The 22557-nt window shown below is 67.4% G+C and carries 27 protein-coding genes; 18 read left to right on the top strand and 9 right to left on the bottom strand.

The window, feature by feature from the left end; genetic code table 11:
• Positions 1-179 precede the first annotated feature (179 nt).
• Entirely contained in the window at positions 180-662 is a 483-nt protein-coding gene (locus DFR49_RS13295) for an outer membrane protein assembly factor BamE (protein ID WP_119036113.1), read from the bottom strand.
• Positions 663-776: 114 nt separating this feature from the next.
• Between DFR49_RS13295 and DFR49_RS13290 the strand changes: the two genes are divergently transcribed.
• On the top strand, positions 777-1286 hold the full coding sequence (locus DFR49_RS13290) for a ubiquinol-cytochrome C chaperone family protein (RefSeq protein WP_119036427.1): 510 nt from the start codon (positions 777-779) through the stop codon (positions 1284-1286).
• Complete coding sequence (locus DFR49_RS13285; protein ID WP_119036112.1) at positions 1283-1810, top strand: YceD family protein; 528 nt, start codon at positions 1283-1285, stop codon at positions 1808-1810. Before DFR49_RS13290 ends, DFR49_RS13285 begins: the two co-directional genes overlap by 4 nt.
• 173 nt (positions 1811-1983) lie before the next feature.
• Here the strand turns inward: DFR49_RS13285 and DFR49_RS13280 are convergent, their stop codons facing one another.
• The 4 genes from DFR49_RS13280 to sucC form a co-directional block, all read right to left on the bottom strand.
• Positions 1984-2535, bottom strand: coding sequence for an AAA family ATPase (locus DFR49_RS13280; RefSeq protein ID WP_119036111.1), 552 nt, complete (start codon positions 2533-2535; stop codon positions 1984-1986).
• Positions 2536-2858: 323 nt separating this feature from the next.
• Complete coding sequence (locus DFR49_RS13275) at positions 2859-3788, bottom strand: electron transfer flavoprotein subunit alpha/FixB family protein (protein ID WP_119036110.1); 930 nt, start codon at positions 3786-3788, stop codon at positions 2859-2861.
• Complete coding sequence (locus tag DFR49_RS13270) at positions 3785-4534, bottom strand: electron transfer flavoprotein subunit beta/FixA family protein (protein ID WP_119036109.1); 750 nt, start codon at positions 4532-4534, stop codon at positions 3785-3787. The genes DFR49_RS13275 and DFR49_RS13270 overlap by 4 nt, the downstream gene beginning before the upstream one ends.
• Before the next feature lie 191 nt (positions 4535-4725).
• Positions 4726-5940: an ADP-forming succinate--CoA ligase subunit beta gene (gene sucC / locus DFR49_RS13265; RefSeq protein WP_119036108.1), complete on the bottom strand. Its 1215-nt coding sequence runs from the start codon at positions 5938-5940 to the stop codon at positions 4726-4728.
• 176 nt (positions 5941-6116) lie between these two features.
• On the opposite strand from sucC, the gene DFR49_RS13260 reads away from it, so the two are divergent.
• From DFR49_RS13260 to DFR49_RS13250, 3 genes are read left to right on the top strand one after another with little or no spacing between them, the layout of a single operon-like run.
• On the top strand, positions 6117-6356 hold the full coding sequence (locus tag DFR49_RS13260) for a hypothetical protein (protein ID WP_147373695.1): 240 nt from the start codon (positions 6117-6119) through the stop codon (positions 6354-6356).
• Entirely contained in the window at positions 6353-6766 is a 414-nt protein-coding gene (locus DFR49_RS13255) for a hypothetical protein (RefSeq protein ID WP_147373694.1), read from the top strand. The genes DFR49_RS13260 and DFR49_RS13255 overlap by 4 nt, the downstream gene beginning before the upstream one ends.
• Positions 6767-6784: 18 nt before the next feature.
• A complete protein-coding gene (locus DFR49_RS13250) occupies positions 6785-7099 on the top strand; it encodes a PilZ domain-containing protein (protein WP_245968469.1) in 315 nt (104 codons plus the stop codon).
• Between the two features lie 54 nt (positions 7100-7153).
• On the opposite strand, the gene DFR49_RS13245 is transcribed toward DFR49_RS13250, so the two are convergent.
• Positions 7154-8089 carry a ribose-phosphate pyrophosphokinase gene (locus tag DFR49_RS13245; RefSeq protein ID WP_119036104.1) on the bottom strand — a complete coding sequence of 312 codons (936 nt, stop codon included), beginning with the start codon at positions 8087-8089 and terminating at the stop codon, positions 7154-7156.
• Between the two features lie 100 nt (positions 8090-8189).
• On the opposite strand from DFR49_RS13245, the gene gltX reads away from it, so the two are divergent.
• The 7 genes from gltX (at position 8190) to ribH (ending at position 13881) form a co-directional block, all read left to right on the top strand.
• Entirely contained in the window at positions 8190-9521 is a 1332-nt protein-coding gene (gene gltX / locus DFR49_RS13240; protein ID WP_119036103.1) for a glutamate--tRNA ligase, read from the top strand.
• 137 nt (positions 9522-9658) lie between these two features.
• Positions 9659-10318, top strand: a complete 660-nt coding sequence (locus DFR49_RS13235) for an energy transducer TonB (RefSeq protein ID WP_119036102.1) — start codon at positions 9659-9661, stop codon at positions 10316-10318.
• 71 nt (positions 10319-10389) lie between these two features.
• Positions 10390-10719, top strand: a complete 330-nt coding sequence (locus DFR49_RS13230; protein WP_245968462.1) for a hypothetical protein — start codon at positions 10390-10392, stop codon at positions 10717-10719.
• Entirely contained in the window at positions 10707-11708 is a 1002-nt protein-coding gene (gene ribD, locus DFR49_RS13225) for a bifunctional diaminohydroxyphosphoribosylaminopyrimidine deaminase/5-amino-6-(5-phosphoribosylamino)uracil reductase RibD (protein WP_245968458.1), read from the top strand. The genes DFR49_RS13230 and ribD overlap by 13 nt, the downstream gene beginning before the upstream one ends.
• Positions 11709-12317, top strand: a complete 609-nt coding sequence (locus DFR49_RS13220; protein ID WP_119036100.1) for a riboflavin synthase — start codon at positions 11709-11711, stop codon at positions 12315-12317.
• Positions 12304-13443 (top strand): 3,4-dihydroxy-2-butanone-4-phosphate synthase, encoded by a 1140-nt coding sequence (gene ribB, locus DFR49_RS13215; protein ID WP_245968452.1) that lies wholly within the window; start codon positions 12304-12306, stop codon positions 13441-13443. The genes DFR49_RS13220 and ribB overlap by 14 nt, the downstream gene beginning before the upstream one ends.
• A gap of 18 nt (positions 13444-13461) precedes the next feature.
• Positions 13462-13881, top strand: a complete 420-nt coding sequence (gene ribH / locus DFR49_RS13210) for a 6,7-dimethyl-8-ribityllumazine synthase (RefSeq protein ID WP_119036099.1) — start codon at positions 13462-13464, stop codon at positions 13879-13881.
• A 98-nt stretch (positions 13882-13979) separates the two neighbouring features.
• Here the strand turns inward: ribH and DFR49_RS13205 are convergent, their stop codons facing one another.
• Positions 13980-15071 carry an alkene reductase gene (locus DFR49_RS13205; protein ID WP_119036098.1) on the bottom strand — a complete coding sequence of 364 codons (1092 nt, stop codon included), beginning with the start codon at positions 15069-15071 and terminating at the stop codon, positions 13980-13982.
• Positions 15072-15120: 49 nt separating this feature from the next.
• Between DFR49_RS13205 and DFR49_RS13200 the strand changes: the two genes are divergently transcribed.
• The 5 genes from DFR49_RS13200 to ssb all read left to right on the top strand — a co-directional run bounded on the left by DFR49_RS13200 (position 15121) and on the right by ssb (position 19523).
• A complete protein-coding gene (locus tag DFR49_RS13200; protein WP_119036097.1) occupies positions 15121-16059 on the top strand; it encodes a DMT family transporter in 939 nt (312 codons plus the stop codon).
• Positions 16060-16120: 61 nt separating this feature from the next.
• Positions 16121-16783: a COQ9 family protein gene (locus DFR49_RS13195; protein ID WP_119036096.1), complete on the top strand. Its 663-nt coding sequence runs from the start codon at positions 16121-16123 to the stop codon at positions 16781-16783.
• A 70-nt stretch (positions 16784-16853) separates the two neighbouring features.
• Positions 16854-17120, top strand: coding sequence for a FeoA family protein (locus DFR49_RS13190; protein ID WP_119036095.1), 267 nt, complete (start codon positions 16854-16856; stop codon positions 17118-17120).
• Entirely contained in the window at positions 17120-18985 is a 1866-nt protein-coding gene (gene feoB / locus DFR49_RS13185) for a ferrous iron transporter B (protein WP_119036094.1), read from the top strand. Before DFR49_RS13190 ends, feoB begins: the two co-directional genes overlap by 1 nt.
• 16 nt (positions 18986-19001) lie before the next feature.
• The gene (gene ssb, locus DFR49_RS13180) at positions 19002-19523 is read left to right on the top strand and encodes a single-stranded DNA-binding protein (protein WP_119036093.1); all 522 of its coding nucleotides are present in this window, start codon (positions 19002-19004) and stop codon (positions 19521-19523) included.
• A 169-nt stretch (positions 19524-19692) separates the two neighbouring features.
• On the opposite strand, the gene metW is transcribed toward ssb, so the two are convergent.
• Together metW and metX are read right to left on the bottom strand one after the other, a co-directional pair.
• Complete coding sequence (metW, locus tag DFR49_RS13175) at positions 19693-20280, bottom strand: methionine biosynthesis protein MetW (protein ID WP_119036092.1); 588 nt, start codon at positions 20278-20280, stop codon at positions 19693-19695.
• Positions 20277-21386 (bottom strand): homoserine O-acetyltransferase MetX, encoded by a 1110-nt coding sequence (gene metX, locus DFR49_RS13170; RefSeq protein WP_119036091.1) that lies wholly within the window; start codon positions 21384-21386, stop codon positions 20277-20279. The genes metW and metX overlap by 4 nt, the downstream gene beginning before the upstream one ends.
• A gap of 68 nt (positions 21387-21454) precedes the next feature.
• On the opposite strand from metX, the gene hisC reads away from it, so the two are divergent.
• Positions 21455-22552 carry a histidinol-phosphate transaminase gene (gene hisC / locus DFR49_RS13165; RefSeq protein ID WP_119036090.1) on the top strand — a complete coding sequence of 366 codons (1098 nt, stop codon included), beginning with the start codon at positions 21455-21457 and terminating at the stop codon, positions 22550-22552.
• Positions 22553-22557 lie beyond the last annotated feature (5 nt).

The following is a 22557-nucleotide window of genomic DNA, read 5'->3' as shown; positions in this document are numbered from 1 at the left end:
CAAAAGTCAGGGCGTGTCGCGGCCGATCGGATTGCTTCGCCGGATTCAGCTTCGCTGAACCGGATGCGGCACCGGCCCACTCCCCCACCCGGCCACCCATCCAGCATGATCCTGTGGGTGGCCAGGTGGGGGAGTGGGCCGGTGCCGCATCCACGCAAGTGGATCAAACTCCAGCAGCGTCAGGGCGTGTCGCGGCCGCCGCCCCCGACCTGCCCCGCGCCCGGCGCGCCGACCGCGCCGATATTGCCGAACAGCTCGTCGAAGAATCCGCGCTCGCGGCCCAGCGTCGGCGTTTTCTTGCCCAGCGGATGGATCGAGGCCACCTGTTCGAGGCCGATCCGCCGGATGCTGCTGACCGTCCCCGCATTGTCGAAACTGATCTGGAGCGTGTTCTGATTGACCGGCCGGGGATTGTTGAAGGCAAGGTTGCGGCTGTCGCGCGCGACATAATACCAGTCGCCCTGGTTGAACTGGCTGGTGAAGGTCGGCGTGCCGAGCGTCGCCAGCACCGATTCGCGATTATCGACGCCGGGCTGCACCGAATTGACGAGATCGACATCGACCACATAGCCCTGGTGCGACCTGAGCGGGGTGCAGCCGCCGGCCGCGACGCCGGCAAGAACGAGCGCGGCACCCGACAGAATGGTGGAACTGAAACGCATGCCGATCTCCCGGGCGCGGTGGAACCCGGCGCGGATTGCATCGCGCGCCGATCGCCTCAATATGCGCTGGCGGCCCGCCGAACAAGGCCGCAGGCATTCGGAAAGAACGACACGATGGGATTGATCGACCGCCTGTTGGGCAGAAGCGACGACCGCGAGACGGCAGTACTCTATGCCGCGATCGTCGCACGCGCGCGGGCGCCGCACTGGTATGTCGACGGCGGGGTGCCCGATACGGTCGACGGCCGGTTCGACGTGATCGCCGCGGTGCTGGCGATGGTGTTGCTGCGGCTGGAAGGCGATCCGGCCGGCAGCGTGCCGAGCACGCACCTCGCCGAGCGCTTCGTCGACGACATGGACGGCCAGTTGCGCGAGATCGGGATCGGCGACATCGTCGTCGGCAAGCATATCGGCCGGATGATGAGCATGCTCGGCGGCCGGCTGGGCGCGTATCGCGCCGGGCTCGCCGAGGGCGATCTCGGCCCCGCGCTAGAGCGCAACCTGTATCGGGGCACGGCCCCCGCGCCCGCCGCGCTTACGCACACCCGCGACCGGCTGGCCGCCTTTCGCACCGCGCTCGATGCCATGCCGACGCAAGCCGTGCTCGAAGGACGATTGCCGTGACGCCCGAATTTTCGCGTCCCATCCGCCTCGATACGATCGGGGACCAGCCGCGCCGAATCGAGATCGAGGCCGACGCGGCCGAACGCGCGGCGCTCGCCGCCCGCTTCGGGCTGATCGCGATCGACCGCCTCGCCGCCGCGTTCACGCTGCACCGCGAGGCCGGCGGTATCGTCGCGCGGGGCAATGTCGAAGGCGCCGTCAGCCAGGCGTGCGTCGTCACCAGCGAGCCCGTGCCCGCCACGCTCGACGAGCCGGTCGCGCTCCGCTTCGTCAACGAGGAAACGGCCGACGAGGAGGAGATCGAATTGAGCGGCGAGGCGCTCGATACGATCGCCATCATGGGCGGCGCGATCGATCTGGGCGAGGCGGCGGCGGAAACGATGGCGCTCGCGCTCGAACCGTTCCCGCGCGCGCCCGGCGCCGAGGCTGCCTTGCGCGACGCGGGTGTGCTGAGCGAGGAGCAAGCGGGGCCGTTCGGCGCGCTCGCCGAGCTCAAGGAAAAGCTCGCGCGCGGTGGCGGCTGACGCGCGAAAACTTTTCGCGAGTGGGCGGGAACCCGCTGCGTGCCCGCGCGTTGATGACAGGCTTGAACGAAAGAACGAGCAATTTGATCGATCCGAAGCCTCACGGTGGACGATCATCAAAGGGAGCCCCGCCGCCAACGCGACGGGGCTTACCTTTTTTCAGGTCATGCCGATCATTGCATGTCCTCAAGATGCGCGCGGACGAAGGCGACCCGATCCACAACGGCTGCCCGCGGCAACTCGACAAGCCGATAGCCATAGTCGCGATAGGTCTCGACCATCACCGCGAAGGTGGCGCGCGCCTCGCCGGGCGTCTGTTTGCGTTCGGCGTCGGCGGTGAAGATATCCTCCCACCACGGCGCGATGAAAACGCGGGGGTTGTAGCGGCATTCGCGCGCCGCGCGATCGATCGCAGGCGACACCGCCAGCCCCGAGATGCGCAGGAAACCCGCCACATCGGGAACCCCGCGATCGAGTACCACCGGCCCGGCGGCGGCCAGCGCCGCATCGTGCGCGGCGACTTCGCGTACCAGCATCTTCTCGGCGAAGGCGAGGTGATCGACCCACGGCAAGGCGGCGCCGCCCGATGCCATCTCCTCCCGGATGATCGCACGGCCGACTTCGGGCGACGTGGCGAATCCCGCCGCCGCAAGCGCGTCGATCAGCGTTGACTTGCCCGAGCCGGGGCCGCCGGTGACGACATGGAGCGAATCGGTGGGGGTCACGCAGGGTGCCTCCGGCAAATGATTGAAAACGCCTGCTCGCGGCGCGCTAAGTTGACCAAGTTGACGGTCTGGAAGGAATCACGCGGCTGGGCCGAAACGGGGCTATCGGGGCGGGAGATAGCGGAAACGGGAGTCGACCGGCCGCGCATGGGCAACGGTGTGACAGGAATTCCCCAACATTGGTAGAGGGACCGCGACTCCCTTTTCGTCATGCCGGACTGGTTCGGGCATCCAACGGGCCGCATGAGGTGCGCGGCGGCTTGGACCCCGGAACAAGTCCGGGGTGACGAAGGGGTGTTGCGGTCCTCGCAATCCCGACGGTGTCAGAGTTTATCGGTGAGTTCGGGGACGATTTTGTAGAGGTCGCCGACGAGGCCGATGTCGGCGACCTGGAAGATGGGGGCGTCTTCGTCCTTGTTGATGGCGATGATGGTCTTCGAATCCTTCATGCCGGCAAGGTGCTGGATCGCGCCCGAGATGCCGATCGCGATATAGACTTCCGGCGCGACGATCTTGCCGGTCTGGCCGACCTGGTAATCGTTGGGGACATAGCCCGCATCGACCGCCGCGCGGCTTGCGCCCACTGCGGCGCCGAGCTTGTCGGCGAGCGGTTCGATGAGCGTCTTGAAATTCTCGCTCGATTGCAGCGCCCGGCCGCCCGAGACGATCACCTTGGCGCTGGTCAGCTCAGGCCGCTCGAGCTTGGCGATCTCGGCGCCCGCGAAGCTCGAGAGACCCGCGTCGCCGGTGCTCGCCACCTTCTCGACGCTGCCCGTACCGCCGGTGGGGCTCGCCTTGTCGAACGCGGTGGTGCGCACGGTAAGGACGAGCTTCTTGTCGCTGGTCTTGACCGTCGCGATCGCATTGCCCGCGTAGATCGGCCGCGTGAAGCTGTCGGCGCCCTCCACCGACAGGATGTCGCTCACTTGCATGACATCGAGCAGCGCGGCAACGCGCGGGGCGATGTTCTTGGCGGTCGTGGTCGCCGGTGCGACGAAGGCGTCGTGCGTCGCCATCAGGCCAGCGACCAGCGGCGCGACATTTTCTGCAAGCCCATGCGCATAGGCGGCATCGTCGGCGACATGGACCTTGCCCACGCCCGCGATGACCGCCGCCTCGGCGGCGACGCCGTCGACGCCTTGCCCCGCCACCAGCAGGTGGACCTCGCCCAGCTTCGCCGCCGCGGTGACCGCCGACAGCGTGGCGTCCTTGACGGCCTTGCCGTCATGCTCAACCCAGACCAGCGTCTTCATTTCGCAACTCCCAGCGCCTTCAGCTTCGTCACCAGTTCATCGACATCGGCAACTTTGACGCCCGCGCTGCGCCTGGGCGGCTCGACGACATTGGTGACGGTGAGCCGCGGCGCGACATCGACGCCGTAATCGGCGGGCGTCTTGGTCGCCATCGGCTTCGACTTGGCCTTCATGATGTTGGGCAGCGAGGCGTAGCGCGGCTCGTTCAAGCGCAGATCGGTGGTGACGATCGCGGGCAGCTTGAGGTCGTCGGTCTCGAGCCCGCCATCGACTTCACGCGTCACCTTGGCATGGCCGTCGGCGATCTCGACCGCGCTCGCAAAGGTGCCCTGCCCCCAGCCGAGCAGCCCGGCGAGCATCTGCCCGGTCTGGTTGTTGTCGTCGTCGATCGCCTGCTTGCCCAGGATCACCAGTTCAGGCGCTTCCTCCGCGACGATCTTCGCCAGCAGCTTGGCGACGCCCAAGGGCTCGACGCGATCGTCGGTCTGCACCAGGATCGCGCGGTCGGCGCCCATCGCCAGCGCCGTCCTCAGCGTCTCCTGGCACTTCGCCTCGCCCACCGACACCGCCACGATCTCCGTGACGACGCCCTTCTCCTTCAACCGGATCGCCTCCTCGACCGCGATCTCGTCGAACGGATTCATGCTCATCTTCACGTTCGCGAGATCAACACCCGACCCGTCCGCCTTCACACGCGGCTTCACATTATAGTCAAGAACCCGCTTCACCGGTACCAGGACTCTCATGCTTCACTCTCCTCCAAACCTTCTCTTTGAGAAGGGTACGGAGACTTGCCCCGCGAAGGCGGTGCCAGTCGCAATTGGATGAGGGGGTGTGCTTTCGACAGGGTGATCCCCTCACCCAGCTTCGACTATGGTCCGGTCACGCCCGACCCAAGTCTACGCAACCCTCTCCCGACGGGAGAGGGGAAAATTTGTCAAGCCGCGCTGCGGACCTCGGCGACAATCTTCTTCGCCGCATCGCCCAGATCGTTGGCGGGCACGATCGCAAGGCCCGAATTAGCGAGGATTTCCTTGCCCTTGTCGACGTTGGTGCCTTCGAGCCGGACGACCAGCGGCACCGACAGATTCACTTCCTTGGCGGCAGCGACGATGCCTTCGGCGATGATGTCGCAGCGCATGGTGCCGCCGAAGATGTTGACCAGGATGCCTTTCACCGCCGGATCGGAAAGGATGATCTTGAACGCCGCGGTCACCTTTTCCTTGTTGGCACCGCCGCCGACGTCGAGGAAGTTGGCAGGGAACTCGCCGTTCAGCTTGATGATATCCATCGTCGCCATCGCGAGCCCGGCGCCGTTGACCATGCAGCCGATATTGCCGTCGAGCTTGATGTAGGCGAGGTCATATTTCGACGCCTCCAGCTCCTGCGGGTCTTCCTCGGTCTCGTCGCGCAGCTCGAGCAGGTCCTTGTGGCGGAAAGCCGCGTTCGAATCGAAGCCGACCTTGGCATCGAGCACCAGCAGCTTTGCCCCAGAATCACCAGAAGCTTCGGTGACGGCAAGCGGGTTGATCTCGATCTGCGCGGCGTCGGTGCCGAGGAAAGTATCATAGACCTTGCCGGCGAGGCGCTGCGCCTGCTTGGCGAGATCGCCGGTCAGCCCGAGCGCGTTCGCGACCGCGCGGCCGTGATGCGGCATGAAGCCGGTCGCGGGATCGACGTCGAACGTGTGGATCTTTTCAGGGCTGTCGTGCGCGACGGTCTCGATATCCATGCCGCCTTCGGTCGAGACGACGAACGCGACGCGGCCGGTGACGCGATCGACGAGCAGGGCGAGGTAGAATTCGTGCGCGATATCGACGCCGTCGGTGACGTAGAGGCGGTTGACCTGCTTGCCCGCGTCGCCGGTCTGCACCGTGACCAGCGTGTTGCCGAGCATGTCGGCCGCGGCAGCGCGAACCTCCTCCTCGGTACGGGCGAGGCGGACGCCGCCCTTGGCATCAGGCCCGAGTTCCTTGAACTTGCCCTTGCCGCGGCCGCCGGCATGGATCTGCGCCTTGACCACGTAGAGCGGGCCGGGAAGCTTCTTCGAGGCGGCGACCGCCTCCTCAACGCTCAGCGCGGCATAACCGGCGGGCACCGGCACGCCGAATTTCGCGAGCAGTTCCTTGGCCTGATATTCGTGGATGTTCATCGGAGACTTGTCCTTCACGACGGAACGGTTTGCGGGGCGCTTAAGCACAGCCGCGCGGGCAAATCCACCCCCACGGCCGCAATTTGATCCGCTGTTAGTATTGCGTTGCGTTATCAATAATCACCGTCGCCCGGTTTTGCCGTGTGCTTGCCCACAGCGGCGGCTATAAGACGCGCATGGCGCTCTGGCTCGGCATCCCGCTGTTTCTTGCGACCGTGCGCGGCATGGAAGCTGTTGCCTGCGCCATATGCCGTGGGGTGACGCACGGCCCCGGCCGCTTCCTGCACGCGAGCCGCCACTGCCCGCGCGACCGGTTCCGGGGATGCGGCGATCTCCACGCGGCGGCATCCGCGACATTAAAGGCCGCGCTCGCGCGGCGGCGCGCGGCGCACGAACAACCGGCGCCCGCCGCATGAGGGTGCTCGACTGGATCGGCCGCGTCGCGGTGCTGGTGCTGAGCACGCTCGCCACGCTCGCGATCGTCGGCTCGCTGGTGTCGGTATCGGCGCCGGACGTCCTCGAACGCGGCCCCGAACGCGGCCCCGAACACGGCGAGGCCACCGGCGAAATGGCGATCGAACCGGTGCCCACGCCCGATCCCACCGGTGTGACACAGACGCCGGTTGCGGCGCCGGACAGCATCGGGAACGGCGGCGTGGGCGACGGGCAAATGGCCATGCCGGCACCGCAACGGACCCCCGACCTGATCCGCTGGCTGCGCGCGCTGACCTATGCGGTGCTCGGCCTTGCCGGCTTCGTCGCGGTGCTCGCGATCGTCGCGATGCGTGCGACCGCGCACCTTGGCGCGATCGCCGATCGGCGCTAGCAAGAACGGATGGCGCCGATGGGTCCGATCGCAGGCGGTTCCGGCGACAACCGCCGTGCCCTACGCAAGCCGGTGCGGCTGAAGGCGCAACTGCGCGATCGCGGCACCGCCAAGTTCGACATCGACGTGATCGATCTTTCGACCACGGGCTTTCGCGCCGAGACCAGCTTCACGCTGTGGGAAGGCCATATCGTCTGGCTGACGCTGCCGGGGCTCGCGAGCCTGGAGGCGACCGTCGCGTGGCGCGACGGCCTGCTGTACGGCTGCGCCTTCGCGCGCCCGCTCCACCCAGCGGTGTTCAATCATATCGTGAGTTTGTCGGAAGCTGCTTGAGAAATCGGCGGAGCGGCGATTTCCGAGGCGGCGCCGGCCCGCAACGATCAAACCCTAATCGAACAGGCTGGAAACCGACGATTCATCGGCGATGCGGCGGATCGCTTCGGCGAGCAGCGGCGCAATGGTGAGGTGGCGGATGCGCGCCGAGCCCGTGATCGTTTCATGGCTGCCGATCGAATCGGTGATGACGAGTTCGCGCAATTGCGAGCCGTCGACGCGCGCGACCGCGCCGCCCGAGAGCACGCCGTGAGTGCAATAGGCGATCACGTCTTCCGCGCCCGCCGCCTTGAGCGCGGCCGCCGCGTTGCACAGCGTCCCCGCCGAATCGACGATATCGTCGATCAGGATGCAGAAGCGGCCCTCGACCTCGCCGATGATGTTCATCACCTCTGATTCGCCCGCGCGCTCGCGGCGCTTGTCGACGATCGCGAGCGGCGCGTTGTCGAGCCGCTTGGCGAGCGCGCGCGCGCGCACCACGCCGCCGACATCGGGCGAGACGATCATCAGATTATGGTCGGCGAAGCGCGCCTTGATATCGGCCGACATCACCGGCGCGGCGTAGAGATTGTCGGTCGGAATATCGAAAAAGCCCTGGATCTGCCCGGCATGCAGATCGACCGAGAGCACGCGATCGGCGCCCGCGGTCGTCACCAGATTGGCGACGAGCTTGGCCGAAATCGGCGTGCGCGGCCCCGGCTTGCGATCCTGCCGGGCATAGCCGAAATAGGGGAGCACCGCGGTGATCCGCTTGGCCGAGGCGCGGCGCAGCGCATCGACCATGATCAGCAATTCCATCAGATTGTCGTTGGCGGGGAAGCTCGTCGACTGGAGCACGAACACGTCCTCGCCGCGGACGTTCTCGAGGATCTCGACGAAAATCTCCTCGTCGGCGAAGCGCCGCACATTGGCGTTGGTGAGCGGCAGCTCGAGATAGTCGGCGATCGCCTGGGCAAGCGGCAGATTCGAATTGCCGGCCATCAATTTCATGGTGTGAAGCTCCCGCGGTCCCTGGCCCTCCCCTTAGGCGGCAGGATCGAAATCGAAAAGGGGGCATTGCCGCCGCCCGGCCGAGTGCTAGAGCGGCGCCATGACCGTCATCACGCGTTTCGCGCCGTCGCCCACCGGGCAATTGCACGTCGGCAACATCCGCACCGCGCTCCACAACTGGCTGTGGGCGCGCAAGCACGGCGGGCGCTTCGTGCTGCGGATCGACGATACCGACGCCGAACGCAGCGAGGAACGGTTCGTCGAAGCGATTCGGCGCGATCTGGGCTGGCTGGGGCTGGTGCCTGATGGCGAGGAACGGCAATCGGCGCGGTTTGCGCTCTATGAGGCGCGGTTCGAGAATTTGCGCGCGGCGGGCCGCGTCTATCCCGCCTACGAGACCGCGCAGGAACTCGATCTCAAGCGCAAGATCCAGCTCGGGCGGGGGCTGCCGCCGATCTACGATCGCGCGGCGCTGGCGCTGACCGATGCCGATCGCGCGCAATATGCCGCCCAGGGGATTGCGCCGCACTGGCGCTTCCGGCTCGATCACGACGCCCCGATCGAATGGGACGACCTGATCCGCGGCCCCCAGCATTTCGATCCCGCGACGATGAGCGATCCCGTGGTGCGGCGCGCCGACGGATCGTGGCTCTACATGCTCCCCTCGGCGATCGACGATGCCGAGATGGCGATCAGCCACGTCGTGCGCGGCGAGGATCATGTCTCGAACACCGCGCTGCAATTGCAGATGTTCGCGGCGCTGGGCGCGCCGCCGCCGGCCTTCGCGCACGAAGCGCTGCTGACGGGAAGCGAGGGCAAGCTCTCGAAGCGGCTCGGCTCGCTGGGCGTCGACGCGTTCCGCGAGGCGGGGATCGAGCCCGAGGCGGTGCGCGCGCTGCTCGCGCGGATCGGCACCAGCGATTCCGTAGAGCCGATCGTGGAGGCCGACGCGCTGGTCGACACATTCGATTTCGCGCGGTTCGGGCGCGCGCCGGCGCGGTTCGACGAGGAGGAATTGCGCGCGCTCAACACCCGGATCGTCCACCAATTGCCCTATGACCGCGTCGCCGGGGCGCTGCCCGCCGGCATGGACGCGGCGGGCTGGGAAACGGTGCGGCCCAACCTGACCCGCATCGCCGACGCCGCCGACTGGTGGCACGTCGTCGAGGGGCCGGTCGCGGCGACCGAATTCGACCCCGACGACCGCGCCTTCCTTGCCGAGGCGCACCGCATCGCGGGCACGATCGACTGGGCGGGCGACCCCTGGCACGCATTGACGGGCGACCTCAAGGCAGCGACCGGGCGCAAGGGCAAGCCGCTGTTCCTGCCGCTGCGCCGCGCACTGACGGGCCGCGACTCGGGGCCGGACATGGCGCAATTGCTGCCGCTGATCGGCCGCGAACGCGCGCTGGAGCGGCTCGCCATCAACTGAAGTCCGCGCGCCCGGTCGCAAGCGACCCTCACTCGAATCAAAGGCTTCCGCTTCGTAACGTTATGTTGTAACATTTCAATCCGGCAGACGCCCAGGAAGCGCGCCGACCCGAAGGAGATGATACGAAGGAGAGGCAGATGTATGCGGACCGCTATGCGAGCCCCCACCGGCTCAACCCTGTCAGCATCGCCCTGGCGATCGCGATCAACGGCGCCGTGATGGGCGCGCTGGTCTTTTCGGCGCCCATTGTCGAAAAGATCGCGGCCCACGGCCCCTTCATCCTCTACCCCGTCAAGGAGCCGCCACCGCCCGAGCCGATCCCGACCCCCGAACCGCGCGCGAACGCCGATCCGATACCCGAACGCATCACCGTGCCGCGCCATGTCGAGGTCGAGGTGACGCGCCCCGATCCCGGCCCGCTGGTGATCGATATCGGCCCCTCGACGGGAACCCTGACCGGCACCGGCACCGATCCGGTCACGGTCGATCCGCCACCGCCGCCGCTGCCCCCGCTGATCCCGGCGCAAACCGATCCGCGCTACGCCGCCGCGCTCCAGCCCCCCTACCCCTCGGCCGAGCGGCGCGCGAATCGCGAGGGCAATGTCGTGATCAAGGTGTTGATCGGCACCGATGGCCGCGTGAAGCGCGTCGAGCGCGTCTCGGCGACGAGCGACGCCTTTTACGAGGCGACGCGGCGCCAGGCGCTGGGCCATTGGCGGTTCAAGCCGGCAACGCGTGGCGGGGTGCCGCAGGAAAGCTGGATCACCAAATCGGTGCGCTTCGTGATGAGCGATTGAGCCCCATCCCCCGGGGCTGGCACGACCGGCGCCGGGGGCCTATCTAGCGTTCTGTGAAAATTCTTCGGTTCATGTCGCCGCTGCGGGCGTATCGCGATCTGCGGGTATTCCTGGGGCAGCGCCATCCGCATCAATTGCTGTTCGGCTTCCTCGCGATCGCGGTGACGGGGCTGATCGTCGCGGGTTTCTTCCACGATTCGCACATCCCGACGCCCTACAAACGCAACATCATCTATGTCGAGCAATGGCGCGCCGATCGCAGCGAGGCCGAAATCCTCGCGCAGCAGAAGATCGACATGAAGATCAAGGCGAAGCGGATGGCCGAGATCGAGGCCGCGCAGAAGAAGCGCCAGGCCGAATTCCAGCGGCTCGACAACCAGCTTGACGCATGGGGCCTCTGAACCCGGACGCCGCGCGCTGGATGGGCGCGGCGCTGGCTCTCGCCGCGCGCGGCCGTGGACGCACCGCGCCCAACCCCAATGTCGGCTGCGTGATCGTGAACCGGGGCCGTGTGGTCGGGCGTGGCTGGACGCAACCCGGCGGCCGGCCCCATGCCGAGGCGATGGCGCTGGCGCAGGCCGGCGAGGAGGCACGCGGCGCGACCGTCTATGTCACGCTCGAACCGTGCGCGCATGAAAGCGCCCGAGGGCCGGCCTGTTCGTCGCTGTTGATCGAGGCCGGTGTGGCGCGCGTGGCGATCGCGCGCGGCGATCCCGATCCGCGCACGCACGGCGCCGGTATCGCGCGGTTGGAAGCCGCGGGGATCGCCGTTGCGCAAGACATGCTGGCGGCGGAAGCGCGCACGGCGATGGCCGGATTCCTGACGCGGCAGGCGCTGGGCCGACCGCAGGTGACACTCAAGCTCGCCACTTCGCTCGACGGGTGTATCGCGCTGGCCTCGGGCGAAAGCCGCTGGATCACCGGCGCCGAGGCGCGCGCGCACGCGCATCTCGAACGCGCACGGCACGAGGCGATCCTGGTGGGGCGCGGGACGTGGCAAGCCGACACGCCGACGCTCGACGTGCGGCTGGCGGGGCTCGAGGACCGGGCACCCCGACGCCTGTTGCTCTCCAGGCGTCACCCCCACGGAAGCGCGGAGGGCAATGGATGGCATAAGATTCGATCGCCTCATGACATCGCCACGCTCGCCGGCGTCGATCACGTGCTGGTCGAAGGCGGCGCGGGTGCGGCAAGCGCCTTTCTCGCCGCCGATCTGGTCGATCGGCTGCTGCTCTATCGCGCGCCGATCCTGATCGGGGGAGGCCTGCCCGCGCTGGGCGATATCGGGCTCGGCGCGCTCGCCGAGGCGCACGGCCGCTGGCAACAGACCGACGCACGCCAGCTTGGCAGCGACCGGCTCGAGGTCTACGAGCGCGCCAGGGAGGCCTGAGTGTTTACGGGAATCATCACCGATATCGGCACGATCACCGCGATCGAGCACCGCGGCGACCTGCGCGCCGTCATCGCGACGCACTACGATACCGCAGGCATCGATCTCGGCGCCTCGATCGCGTGCTCGGGCGTGTGCCTTACCGTGATCGACAAGGCGCCCGGCTGGTTCGCGGTCGACGTGTCAGGCGAAACCGTGTCGCGCACCGCCGCGGGCCAGTGGATCGAGGGCGCCGCGCTCAACCTCGAACGCGCGATGAAGCTGGGCGACGAAATGGGCGGGCATATCGTCACCGGCCATGTCGACGGCGTCGCGGAGGTGATCGAGGTGCAGGACGAGGGCGATTCGAAACGCGTCACGATCCGCCTACCGCACGCACTTGCCCCGTTCGTCGCCGCCAAGGGCTCGATCACGCTCGACGGCGTATCGCTGACGGTCAACGAGGTCACGGACGAACGCGACGGCACCCGTTTCACGATCAACATCATCCCGCACACGCAGGCGGTGACGACGCTGGGCACGCTCGTGCCCGGCCGGCCGGTCAATATCGAGATCGACGTGCTCGCCCGCTACCTGCAACGCATGGAGCATTACCGTGGCCAATCCTAACCCCACGCTCGCGCATCTGCGCCACGCCTTCCTCTCCAGCCCCGAAGAGATCATCGACGAGGCGAAGAACGGCCGCATGTTCATCCTCGTCGACGACGAGGATCGCGAGAACGAGGGCGATCTCGTCATCCCCGCGCAGATGGCGACCCCCGACGCGATCAACTTCATGGCGATGCACGGGCGCGGGCTGATCTGCCTCGCGCTCACCAAGGCCCGCGTCGACAGGCTCGGGCTCGACCTGATGAGCCGCAAGAACGGGACCCGGCACGAGACCGCCTTCACCGTCTCGATCGAGGCGCGCGAGGGCGTCACCACCGGGATTTCGGCGGCCGATCGCGCGCGCACCGTCGCGGTCGCGATCGATTCGGCCAACGGCCCCGATGAGATCGTGACGCCGGGCCACGTCTTCCCGCTGGTCGCGCGCGAGGGCGGGGTGCTGGTGCGCGCCGGGCATACCGAGGCCGCGGTCGATGTCGCGCGGCTCGCGGGGCTCAATCCCTCGGGCGTGATCTGCGAGATCATGAACGAGGACGGCACGATGGCGCGGCTCGACGATCTGGTCCCGATCGCGCAGCGCCACGCGCTCAAGATCGGCACGATCCGCGATCTGATCGCCTATCGCCGCCGCCACGACCATCTCGTCGAGCGCCGCGCCGAGACGCGCTTCACCAGCCGCTGGGGCGGCGAATGGAACGCGATCAGCTTCTTCAACAAGGCCGAAGGCACCGATCAGATCGCGCTGGTGAAGGGCAAGGTCGATCCCGCGACGCCGACGCTGGTGCGGATGCACGTTCTGTCGCCCTTCACCGACATGTTCGGCGAGGGCGGCGAGCGCGGCGACATGCTGCGCCGATCGATGGAGATCATCGGCGAGGAAGGCGCAGGCGTGGTGGTGCTGCTCGCCAGCCATCGCGGCGACGTCTTCACCCGCGCGGTGCAGGCCAAGGCGGGCAAGCTCGAGCCCGCCGATATGGACGAGCTGCGCGATTACGGCGTCGGCGCTCAGATCCTGACCGGGCTCGGCATCGAGGAAATGGTGCTGCTCACCAACTCGCACCACACGCTGGTCGGCCTCGACGGCTATGGGCTGTCGATCGTCGGCGAACGGCCGATCACCGAAAGCTGACCTTTACGGGAAACAGACATGGCCAACATTCTCATCGTCGAAGCGCGCTTCTACGAGCATCTCAACGACCTGCTGCTCGCCGGCGCACGCGCCGCGATCGACGCGGCCGGCCATATCCACGAGACGGTGACGGTGCCCGGCGCGCTCGAAATCCCCGGCGCGGTCGCACTCGCGAGCGAGAGCGGCCGTTACGACGCCTATGTCGCCATCGGCGTCGTGATCCGCGGCGAAACCTATCATTTCGAGATCGTCGCGGGCGAGAGCGCGCGCGGATTGATGGCGCTGACGATGGACGGCCTGGCGATCGGCAACGGCATCCTCACGGTCGAGAACGAAGCGCAGGCGCTCACGCGCGCCCGGCCCGACGAGAAGGACAAGGGCGGCGAGGCGGCCAAGGCAGCGCTCGCGATGCTCGCGCTGCGCGACCGGTTCGGCTGAGGGTCTTTTTGAGTGCGCCTTTTCGGCGCGCTGCGGAAACGCCCTTCCGCAATTTCTCAAACAGCCTCTGAGGCCCGACACGGGCAGAAGAGCGCCCTTTACGCCGCCGTGACGGCCTCCAGCGCCGGATAGTCGGTATAGCCTTCGGCCCCACGGCCGTACCATGTCGCCATCACGTCGGGGTTGAGCGCGGCGCCGTGGCGGAAGCGTTTGGGCAGATCGGGGTTGGCAAGGAACGGGCGGCCGAACGCGATCGCATCGGCGACGCCCGAATCGAGCGCGGCCTGCGCGCTCTCGGCCCCGAATTGCTGATTGAGCACGAGCGGGCGCGCAAAGACCTGGCGCACCGCGGGCGATACCTTGGGCTGCCGCGACCGGCCGAACGTACCCTCGGGGCCGAGTTCGCGCAGCTCGAGAAAGGCGATCCCGATCTCGTCGAGCGCCCTGGCGGCGGGGACGAACACCGCTTCGGGATCGCTATCCTGCACGCCCTGCGAATCACCATTGGGAGAGAAGCGCACCGCAGTGCGGTTCGCCCCGGCGATGGCGGCGATCCGTTCGACCACCTCGATCAGCAGGCGAAAGCGGTTCTCTGGGCTGCCGCCATAGCGATCGGTGCGGAAATTGGCGCCGTCGCGCAGGAACTGGTCGATCAGATAGCCGTTCGCAGCGTGGAGCTGGACACCGTCGAACCCCGCGGCGAGCGCGTTTTCGGTCGCCCGCGCATAATCGTCGAGCAGCCGCGGGATTTCCGCGACGTCGAGCGGGCGCGCCTCGGCATAGGCCTGCTTGCCGGCATAGGTATGGCCTTCGCCCGGCGCGGTCGTCGCCGATGACGAGACCGGCTTGTCGCCATCGAGAAAATCGGGGTGGACGATCCGCCCCATATGCCAGAGCTGCGCGAAAATCCGGCCGCCCGCATCGTGGACCGCACGCGTGATCGGCGCCCAGTGTTCGGCCTGTTCGTCGCTCCACAGCCCGGGCGCATAGGGCCAGCCGAGCCCTTCGCGGCTGATCCCGGTCGCTTCCGAAATGATCAGCCCCGCGCTCGCGCGCTGGGCATAATAATCGGCCATGATCGGCGTCGGCACATGATCGCGGGTCGCGCGGCCGCGCGTCAGCGGCGCCATCAGGATGCGGTTGGGGGCGGTGATCGCGCCGAGCTGCACCGGATCAAAGAGGCTTGGCATCGGGTTTCCTTTTGCTACTAGCCGCCTGAGATAGGCGCTGGGAGGCGTCATGCACGACGCGACCGCTTCAAGAAAATCTACCGACCGGCCAAGCCTGATGCCCGTCATCGCGCTGATAGTCGGCAATATCGCGCTCGCGTTCGGCCCGTGGTTCGTGCGGCTGGCCGATGTCGGCCCGGTCGCCGCGGGATTCTGGCGGCTGTCGCTGGCGGTGCCCTTGCTGTTCGCAGGGGCGGTCGCGAGCGGCTGGCGCCCGCGGGACATGCACCGCGCGATCTGGCTCCCGCTCGCGGTCGCGGGGCTGTTCTTCGCGGGCGATCTCGGCGCATGGCATGTCGGCATCCTCAAGACGACGATGGCCAACGCCACGCTGTTCGGCAATTCGGCGACGCTGATCTATCCCCTCTACGGTTTCCTGATCGCGCGCGCCTGGCCGACGCGGATGCAGGCGCTGGCGTTGGTGATGGCGCTTGCCGGCGGCGCGCTGCTGATGGGCCGAAGCTACGAATTGTCGCCCGACAATTTCGCGGGCGACCTGCTGTGCATGTTCGCGGGCGTGCTCTACGCGGGTTATTTCATCATCATGGCGCGCGTCAGCACGACGATCGCGCCGCTCCCTGCGCTCGCGCTGTCGTCGCTGGTCAGCACCGTGCCGCTGCTGCTGTTCGCACTGACGCTGGGTGAGCGGATCTGGCCGGGCGATTGGACGCCGCTAATCACGCTCGCGCTGCTCAGCCAGGTCGTGGGGCAGGGGTTGATGATCTACGCGCTCGGCAAGTTGCCGCCGCTCGTCATCGGCATCGCGCTGCTGACCCAGCCGGTCGTCTCGGGCGCGATCGGCTGGTTCGCCTATGACGAAGTGCTGGGTGCGCCCGATTTTGCCGGCGCCCTGCTGGTCGGGCTCGCGCTGGTGCTGGTGCGGCGCCGGTCGCCTGTGCCGGTCCAGCTCGCACCGGTGGGCTGCGAGCGCGACGATCGGCGCGGATAGCGGCGCCCACCGCTCGACTTCGCGCCGGGCCACCGGGTAGAAGGCATACAGGAGACGCACGATGACCAGCCTTCCCCCCGATCCGACGCTCGACGAAATCCGCGACGGCCTCGCATCCGACATCGCCGGGAATGCCGCGTTCGACGGCTGGGGTGACGAGGCGATCGTCGCCGCGGCGACCGGTGCGGGCGTCGATATCGATGTCGCGCGGCTCGCCTTCGCCGGCGGCGCATCTGACATGATCGACGCCTGGTTCGCGCATGTCGACCGCGCGATGCTCGCCGCGGTGCCGCCCGAACGGCTGGCGGTGATGAACGTCCGCGGCAAGATCACCGCGTTGGTCGAGGCACGGCTCGCGCTGCTCGCGCCCCATCGCGAATCGCTGCGCCGCGCGATCGCGATCCTCGCGCTGCCGCCGCACGTCATCCGCGCCGGCAAGCTCGGTTGGCGCGCGGCCGATGTCATGTGGCGCGCCGCGGGCGACAAGGCGACCGATTACAATCATTACACTAAACGCGCGATGCTGGGCGGCATCTATGCCGCGACGATCACCGTGTTCCTCGACGACGAGAGCGAGGGCTGGGCCGATACGCGCGCTTTCCTCGCCCGCCGGATTGAGGGAATCATGCGATTCGAAAAGGCCAAGGCCGGCTTCCTCAAACGCGTCGAGCACCGCCCGAGCCTGTCGCGCTTCATCGGCCGGCTACGCTATCCGGTGGTGTGACAATTCGCCCAACCGGAGACGTAATCAGGGGGCTTTCCTTCGCCCGCCGTTATTGATAATCACTCGCAGCATGGATATGTCCACCAGCGTGATGATTTCGGTGACTCTCGAAAAGCTGCCGCGCCGCCAGCCGGCAACCGTGGCGGGTATCGACTGGGCGCAACTCGCGGTGCCCGAGGCGCGGCGCTTGCGCGAACTCGGCTTTGACGAGGGCGTGGCGATCGAGGTGCTCCACCGCGCGACGCTCGGCAGTGGGCCGATCGCGTGCCGGATCGGGCGGATGACGGTGGCGCTGCGGCGCGCGGTCGCCGGCGCGATCCACGTCTCGACCCCCTGATGACGCCGGCCCCTTTGGTCGCGCTGGTCGGAAATCCCAATTCCGGCAAAAGCGCCCTGTTCAACGCGCTCACCGGCGCGCGGCAGAAGGTAGGCAATTATCCCGGCGTCACGGTCGAGCGCCACGCGGGCCGGATGGCGCTCGACGATGGCCGCCCGGTCGAACTGCTCGACCTGCCCGGCGCGTACAGCCTCGAGCCGTCGTCGCCCGACGAGCGCGTGACGCGCGACGTCATCACCGGCGCACAAGCCGGCGAGCGGCTGCCCGACGCGATCATCGTCGTCGTCGATGCCGCCAATCTCGACAACCATCTGCGCTTCGCGCTGCAATTGATCGCGCTCGGCCTGCCGGTGGTGGTCGCGCTCAACATGATCGACCTTGCGACGCGCGACGGACTGACGCTCGATCCAGAAGCGCTGGCACGCGAACTGGGCGTTCCCGTGGTGCCGACCGTCGCGGTGCGGCGGCGCGGGATCGACGATCTCAAACAGGCGCTCGCCGGGGTGATCGGGCACGGCACGGCGGTGCGGCTCGCTGCCGGCGACGGCAGTGTCACCGACGATATCGTCGCGCTCCAGCGCCGCGCGCGCGCGATCGCGTTGGCGGGAACCATATCCGAAACACCGGTCCGTCGCTGGACGCACGCGATCGATGCGATCGCGCTGCATCCGGTCGCGGGGCTGATCCTGCTGACCGCGATCCTGTTCCTGATGTTCCAGGCGGTATTCACCTGGGCGGTCGTCCCCGCCGACGCGATCGACGCCGGCTTCGCGGACCTCGGCAATGCGGTGCGCGCGACCATGCCCGACGGCGTGCTGCGATCGCTGATCGCCGACGGCGTGATCGCGGGCGTCGGCGCGGTGGTGGTGTTCCTGCCGCAGATCCTGATCCTGTTCTTCTTCATCCTGCTGCTCGAAGCCTCGGGCTATATGGTCCGCGCGGCGTTCCTGATGGATCGGATCATGGCCGCGGTCGGGCTGTCGGGACGCGCCTTCATCCCCTTGCTGTCGTCGTTCGCGTGCGCGGTGCCAGGGATCATGGCGACGCGCTCGATCGAGGATGAGAAGGACCGGCTGACGACGATCCTGATCGCGCCGCTGATGACGTGTTCGGCGCGGTTGCCGGTCTATACGCTGATCATCGGCACCTTCATCCCCAACAATCCCGTATTCGGGTTCGTGCGGTTGCAGGGGCTCGTCATGTTCTCGCTCTACATGATGGGGATCGTCGGCGCGTTCTTCGCCGCGCTCGTGCTGCGGCGGACGGTAACCAAGGGCGCCTCGTCGGGCTTCATGATGGAGATGCCCAAATACCAATGGCCGCGCGCGCGCGACGTGCTGATCGGCCTGTATCAGCGCGCGTGGATTTTCCTCCGGCGCGCGGGCACGATCATTCTGTTCTCGACGATCATCCTGTGGGCGCTGCTGAGCTTTCCCAAGCCGCCCGCGGGCAGCGACATCTCCGAGGTCAATTATTCGGTCGCGGGCCGGATCGCCAACACGATCACCCCCGCCTTCGAACCGATCGGCTTCAACCGCGACATCACGCTGGCGCTGATCCCCGCGATGGCGGCGCGCGAAGTGGCGGTGGCGGCGATCGGCACGGTCTACGCGATCGACGATCCCGACGCACCTGCGGGTCAGGAATCGATGATCGAGAATTTGCGCAAGCGCTGGACGCTGCCGACCGCGCTTGCCTTCCTGATGTGGTTCGTGTTCGCGCCGCAATGCATCTCGACGATCGCGATCACGCGGCGCGAGACCAACGGCTGGAAATGGCCCGCGTTCATGGTTGGCTATTTGTTCGTGCTCGCTTACATCGCTTCTGGAGCGACCTATTGGATCGCATCGGCAATCGGTTTGTAGCGACACGGGAGACGACATGGCCGGCAGCGTTAACAAGGTGATCCTGGTCGGGAATCTCGGCCGCGATCCTGAAAGCCGGACGTTCCAGAACGGCGGCAAGGTGGTCAATCTGCGCATCGCCACGTCCGAATCATGGAAGGACCGCAACACCGGCGAGCGCAAGGAAAAGACCGAATGGCATTCGGTCGCGATCTTCAACGAAGGCCTCGCCAACGTCGCCGAGCGCTATCTGCGCAAGGGCAGCAAGGTCTATATCGAAGGCCAGCTCCAGACGCGTAAATGGCAGGACCAGAACGGGCAGGACCGCTATTCGACCGAGGTCGTGCTCCAGGGATTCAACAGCGTGTTGACGATGCTCGACGGCGCCCCCGGCGGCGGCCAGGGCGGCGGGGGCGGCGGCCGTGACGATTGGGGCGGCGGCAGCAACGATTTCGGCGGCGGCCGGTCTGGCGGCGGCAATGGTCCGAGCGGGGGGTCCACCGGTCTCGGCCAGAGCGGCGGCTTCGCCGATGACCTCGACGACGACGTGCCGTTCTAAAGAGTCGGCTGGGTTGAGTTCTGGCCCACCTATCCCCGTTCGTGCTGAGCTTGTCGAAGCACCGTTCTTCATTTGAAAGAAGAAGAGCGGCCCTTCGACAAGCTCAGGGCGAACGGTTCAGGTTTGATAGTCGCCGCTCTCGGAGCGATCTGAGGTTGGCTTCAAAACCTTACCGCTTCAGCAGAAACACCGCGTGTTCGGCGCGGAAGTTGGCGGCGGCCGAGCTGGTCGGGCGGCCGCGGTTGAGGAACCACGCCCCCTCGACCGCGATACGACGTTCCTTGAGCAGCGCCCGGAAATCGTCGATCGTGACATGGTGGATGTTGGGCGTGTCGTACCAGCGCTCGGGCAGCACGTTCGTCACCGGCATCCGCCCGCCCCAGAGCAGCGACGCGCGGACGCGCCAATGCGCGAAATTGGGGAAGGAGACGAAGGCGCGCTCGCCGATCCGCAGCAATTGATCGAGCACCAGATGCGGGTTGCGCGCGGTTTGCAGCGTCTGGCTGAGGATCGCGTAATCGAAGCTCTTGTCGGGATAGCCCGCGAGATCGACATCGGCATCGCCCTGCACCACCGACAGCCCGCGCGCGATCGCCGCCGAGACGTTCGCGGAGTCGATCTCGAGCCCGCGCGCATCGACCCGACGGCCATCGCGCAGCGCCGCCATCAGCGCGCCGTCGCCACAGCCGATATCGAGCACGCGCGCGCCCGGCTCGACATGATCGGCGATGATCGCGAGATCGGGACGCAGACTCATGCCCCTGCCCGCAGGAAGCCATCAACGATGCGCCGCAACTCGGGCGATTCGAGCAGGAAGGCGTCATGGCCGAACGGGCTCGACAATTCGACGAAGCTTGCCGGCGCGCCCGCGGCGTTCAATGCCTGGACGATCGTGCGCGATTCGCGCGTCGGATAGAGCCAGTCGGTATCGAAGCTGACGACGCAGAAACGCGTCGACGTGCCGCGGAAGGCATGGGCGAGCATCCCGCCATGTTCCTCCGCGAGATCGAAATAGTCCATCGCGCGGGTGATGTAGAGATACGCATTGGCATCGAACCGGTCGGTGAACGACAGCCCCTGATGCCGCAAATAGCTCTCGACCTGAAAATCGGCGTCGAACCCGAAGGTCTTGGCGCCGCGATCCTGGAGCTTGCGGCCGAACTTGGCGGTCAGCCCGGCTTCCGAAAGATAGGTGATATGCGCCGCCATCCGCGCGACCGCGAGGCCCGCGGCGGGGGGATCGGCGTCGTAATAATCGCCGTCGCGCCAATTGGGATCGGCCATCACCGCCTGCCGCCCGACCTCGTGGAAGGCGATGTTCTGCGCCGAATGCCGCGCGGTGGCGGCGATCACGACGCATGCCGCGACGCGCGCCGGATAGGTCGCCGCCCATGACAGCGCCTGCATCCCGCCCATCGACCCGCCGACCACCGCCTCGAGCCGCTTCACGCCGAGATGATCGAGCAGCATCGCCTGCGTGCGCACCATGTCGCGGATGGTGATCACCGGAAACGCCATGCCGTACGGCGTGCCGGTTTCCGGGTTGGTGCTCGCCGGCCCCGACGAGCCCATGCAGCTTCCGAGCACGTTGGCGCAGACGATGAAATGCCGCGCGGGATCGATCGGCAGCCCGGCACCCACCATCCGCGCCCACCAGCCCGGCTTGCCGGTGCGCGGATGGGGCGAGGCGACGTGCTGATCGCCGGTCAGCGCATGGCAGATCAGGATCGCGTTCGACGCATCGGCATTAAGCGTGCCGTACGTTTCGTACGCGATCTCGACGGGCGCGAGCATCGCGCCGCTATCGAGCACCAGCGGCCCGGGCAGCGTCACATGGGCGTTGAGGCCGAAACGTTGATCCATTGCCCGCGCGCTTGGAAGCCGCGCGTCGCCTTGTCAACGCGGGAGGCGCGGGGCTATGCGCCGCAACCATGACCGCACCGCAACCCAAGCCCTGGATCATGGGCATCGCGCCTTACATTCCCGGCCGCTCGACCACAGACGACGGCCGCAAGGTCGCCAAGCTCTCGTCGAACGAGAATCCGCTCGGCACCAGCCCCGCCGCGCGCGACGCCTTCGCGAGCGCCGCCGGCGAACTGGAACGCTATCCCGACGCCTCGGGCGCGATCGTGCGCGAGACGATCGCGGCGACATACGATCTCGATCCGGCGCGGATCATCTACGGCAACGGTTCGGACGAGGTGCTGCACCTCGCCGCAGGCACCTTCGCGGGGCCGGGCGACGAGGTGATCTTCGTCCATTACGGTTTCGCGGTCTACGAGATCGCCGCGCGGCGCGTGGGCGCGACCCCGGTGATCGCCCCCGACAAGGATTACGCCACCGATGTCGACGCGGTGCTCGCCTGTGTCACCGAGCGCACGCGGATCGTCTACATCGCCAATCCCAACAACCCGACCGGCACCTTCGCGCCGCGCGACGAGATCGCACGGCTCCACGCCGGGCTGCCCGGCCATGTCCTGCTGGTGCTCGATCATGCCTATGCCGAATATCTCGACGCGGGCGAGGAGGATGGCGGGATGGCGCTGGCGAAAACCGCCGCCAATGTGCTCGTCACGCGTACCTTCTCGAAGATTTTCGGGCTCGCCGCCGAACGGATCGGCTGGGGCTATGCGCACGCGGACATTATCGAGGCGATGCACCGTATCCGGCTGCCCTTCAGCATGACGATCGCCGGCCAGCGCGCGGCGGTGGCGGCGCTGGGCGATCAGGCGTTCGTCAATCACACCCGCGCGCACAATGCCCGGTGGCGCGCATGGTTCAGCGACGAGATCGGCAAGCTCGGCAATGCGGGGCTGCGCGCGGTGCCGAGCAAGGCCAATTTCGTGCTCGTGCTGTTCGAAGGCGATGTGACCGCCGAGCAGGCGTATAGGGGCTTGATGGAAAAGGGATATATCGTCCGCTGGCTGCCCGGCCAGGGGCTTGCCAACGGGCTGCGCATCACGATCGGCACCGAGGATGAGACCCGCGGTGTCGCGCAGGCGCTGCGCGAACTGGTGGGCGCAGCGTGACGATG

Source organism: Hephaestia caeni (assembly GCF_003550065.1).
GTDB lineage: Bacteria > Pseudomonadota > Alphaproteobacteria > Sphingomonadales > Sphingomonadaceae > Sphingomonas > Sphingomonas caeni_A.
This window is presented reverse-complemented; position numbering and strand designations above follow the sequence as displayed.

What these genes read in the sequence shown, in the direction of transcription:
- DFR49_RS13290 (WP_119036427.1), top strand. Translation starts at nt 777, where the DNA reads ATGGGATTGATCGACCGCCTGTTGGGCAGAAGCGACGACCGCGAGACG.
- ribH (WP_119036099.1), top strand. Translation starts at nt 13,462, where the DNA reads ATGGCCAACATTCTCATCGTCGAAGCGCGCTTCTACGAGCATCTCAAC.
- gltX (WP_119036103.1), top strand. Translation starts at nt 8,190, where the DNA reads ATGACCGTCATCACGCGTTTCGCGCCGTCGCCCACCGGGCAATTGCAC.
- DFR49_RS13245 (WP_119036104.1), bottom strand. Translation starts at nt 8,089, where the DNA reads ATGAAATTGATGGCCGGCAATTCGAATCTGCCGCTTGCCCAGGCGATC.
- metW (WP_119036092.1), bottom strand. Translation starts at nt 20,280, where the DNA reads ATGAGTCTGCGTCCCGATCTCGCGATCATCGCCGATCATGTCGAGCCG.
- feoB (WP_119036094.1), top strand. Translation starts at nt 17,120, where the DNA reads ATGACGCCGGCCCCTTTGGTCGCGCTGGTCGGAAATCCCAATTCCGGC.
- ssb (WP_119036093.1), top strand. Translation starts at nt 19,002, where the DNA reads ATGGCCGGCAGCGTTAACAAGGTGATCCTGGTCGGGAATCTCGGCCGC.
- DFR49_RS13190 (WP_119036095.1), top strand. Translation starts at nt 16,854, where the DNA reads ATGGATATGTCCACCAGCGTGATGATTTCGGTGACTCTCGAAAAGCTG.
- hisC (WP_119036090.1), top strand. Translation starts at nt 21,455, where the DNA reads ATGACCGCACCGCAACCCAAGCCCTGGATCATGGGCATCGCGCCTTAC.
- DFR49_RS13200 (WP_119036097.1), top strand. Translation starts at nt 15,121, where the DNA reads ATGCACGACGCGACCGCTTCAAGAAAATCTACCGACCGGCCAAGCCTG.
- metX (WP_119036091.1), bottom strand. Translation starts at nt 21,386, where the DNA reads ATGGATCAACGTTTCGGCCTCAACGCCCATGTGACGCTGCCCGGGCCG.
- DFR49_RS13235 (WP_119036102.1), top strand. Translation starts at nt 9,659, where the DNA reads ATGTATGCGGACCGCTATGCGAGCCCCCACCGGCTCAACCCTGTCAGC.
- DFR49_RS13250 (WP_245968469.1), top strand. Translation starts at nt 6,785, where the DNA reads ATGGGTCCGATCGCAGGCGGTTCCGGCGACAACCGCCGTGCCCTACGC.
- DFR49_RS13195 (WP_119036096.1), top strand. Translation starts at nt 16,121, where the DNA reads ATGACCAGCCTTCCCCCCGATCCGACGCTCGACGAAATCCGCGACGGC.
- DFR49_RS13295 (WP_119036113.1), bottom strand. Translation starts at nt 662, where the DNA reads ATGCGTTTCAGTTCCACCATTCTGTCGGGTGCCGCGCTCGTTCTTGCC.
- sucC (WP_119036108.1), bottom strand. Translation starts at nt 5,940, where the DNA reads ATGAACATCCACGAATATCAGGCCAAGGAACTGCTCGCGAAATTCGGC.
- DFR49_RS13230 (WP_245968462.1), top strand. Translation starts at nt 10,390, where the DNA reads ATGTCGCCGCTGCGGGCGTATCGCGATCTGCGGGTATTCCTGGGGCAG.
- DFR49_RS13255 (WP_147373694.1), top strand. Translation starts at nt 6,353, where the DNA reads ATGAGGGTGCTCGACTGGATCGGCCGCGTCGCGGTGCTGGTGCTGAGC.
- DFR49_RS13205 (WP_119036098.1), bottom strand. Translation starts at nt 15,071, where the DNA reads ATGCCAAGCCTCTTTGATCCGGTGCAGCTCGGCGCGATCACCGCCCCC.
- ribD (WP_245968458.1), top strand. Translation starts at nt 10,707, where the DNA reads ATGGGGCCTCTGAACCCGGACGCCGCGCGCTGGATGGGCGCGGCGCTG.
- DFR49_RS13260 (WP_147373695.1), top strand. Translation starts at nt 6,117, where the DNA reads ATGGCGCTCTGGCTCGGCATCCCGCTGTTTCTTGCGACCGTGCGCGGC.
- DFR49_RS13275 (WP_119036110.1), bottom strand. Translation starts at nt 3,788, where the DNA reads ATGAAGACGCTGGTCTGGGTTGAGCATGACGGCAAGGCCGTCAAGGAC.
- DFR49_RS13270 (WP_119036109.1), bottom strand. Translation starts at nt 4,534, where the DNA reads ATGAGAGTCCTGGTACCGGTGAAGCGGGTTCTTGACTATAATGTGAAG.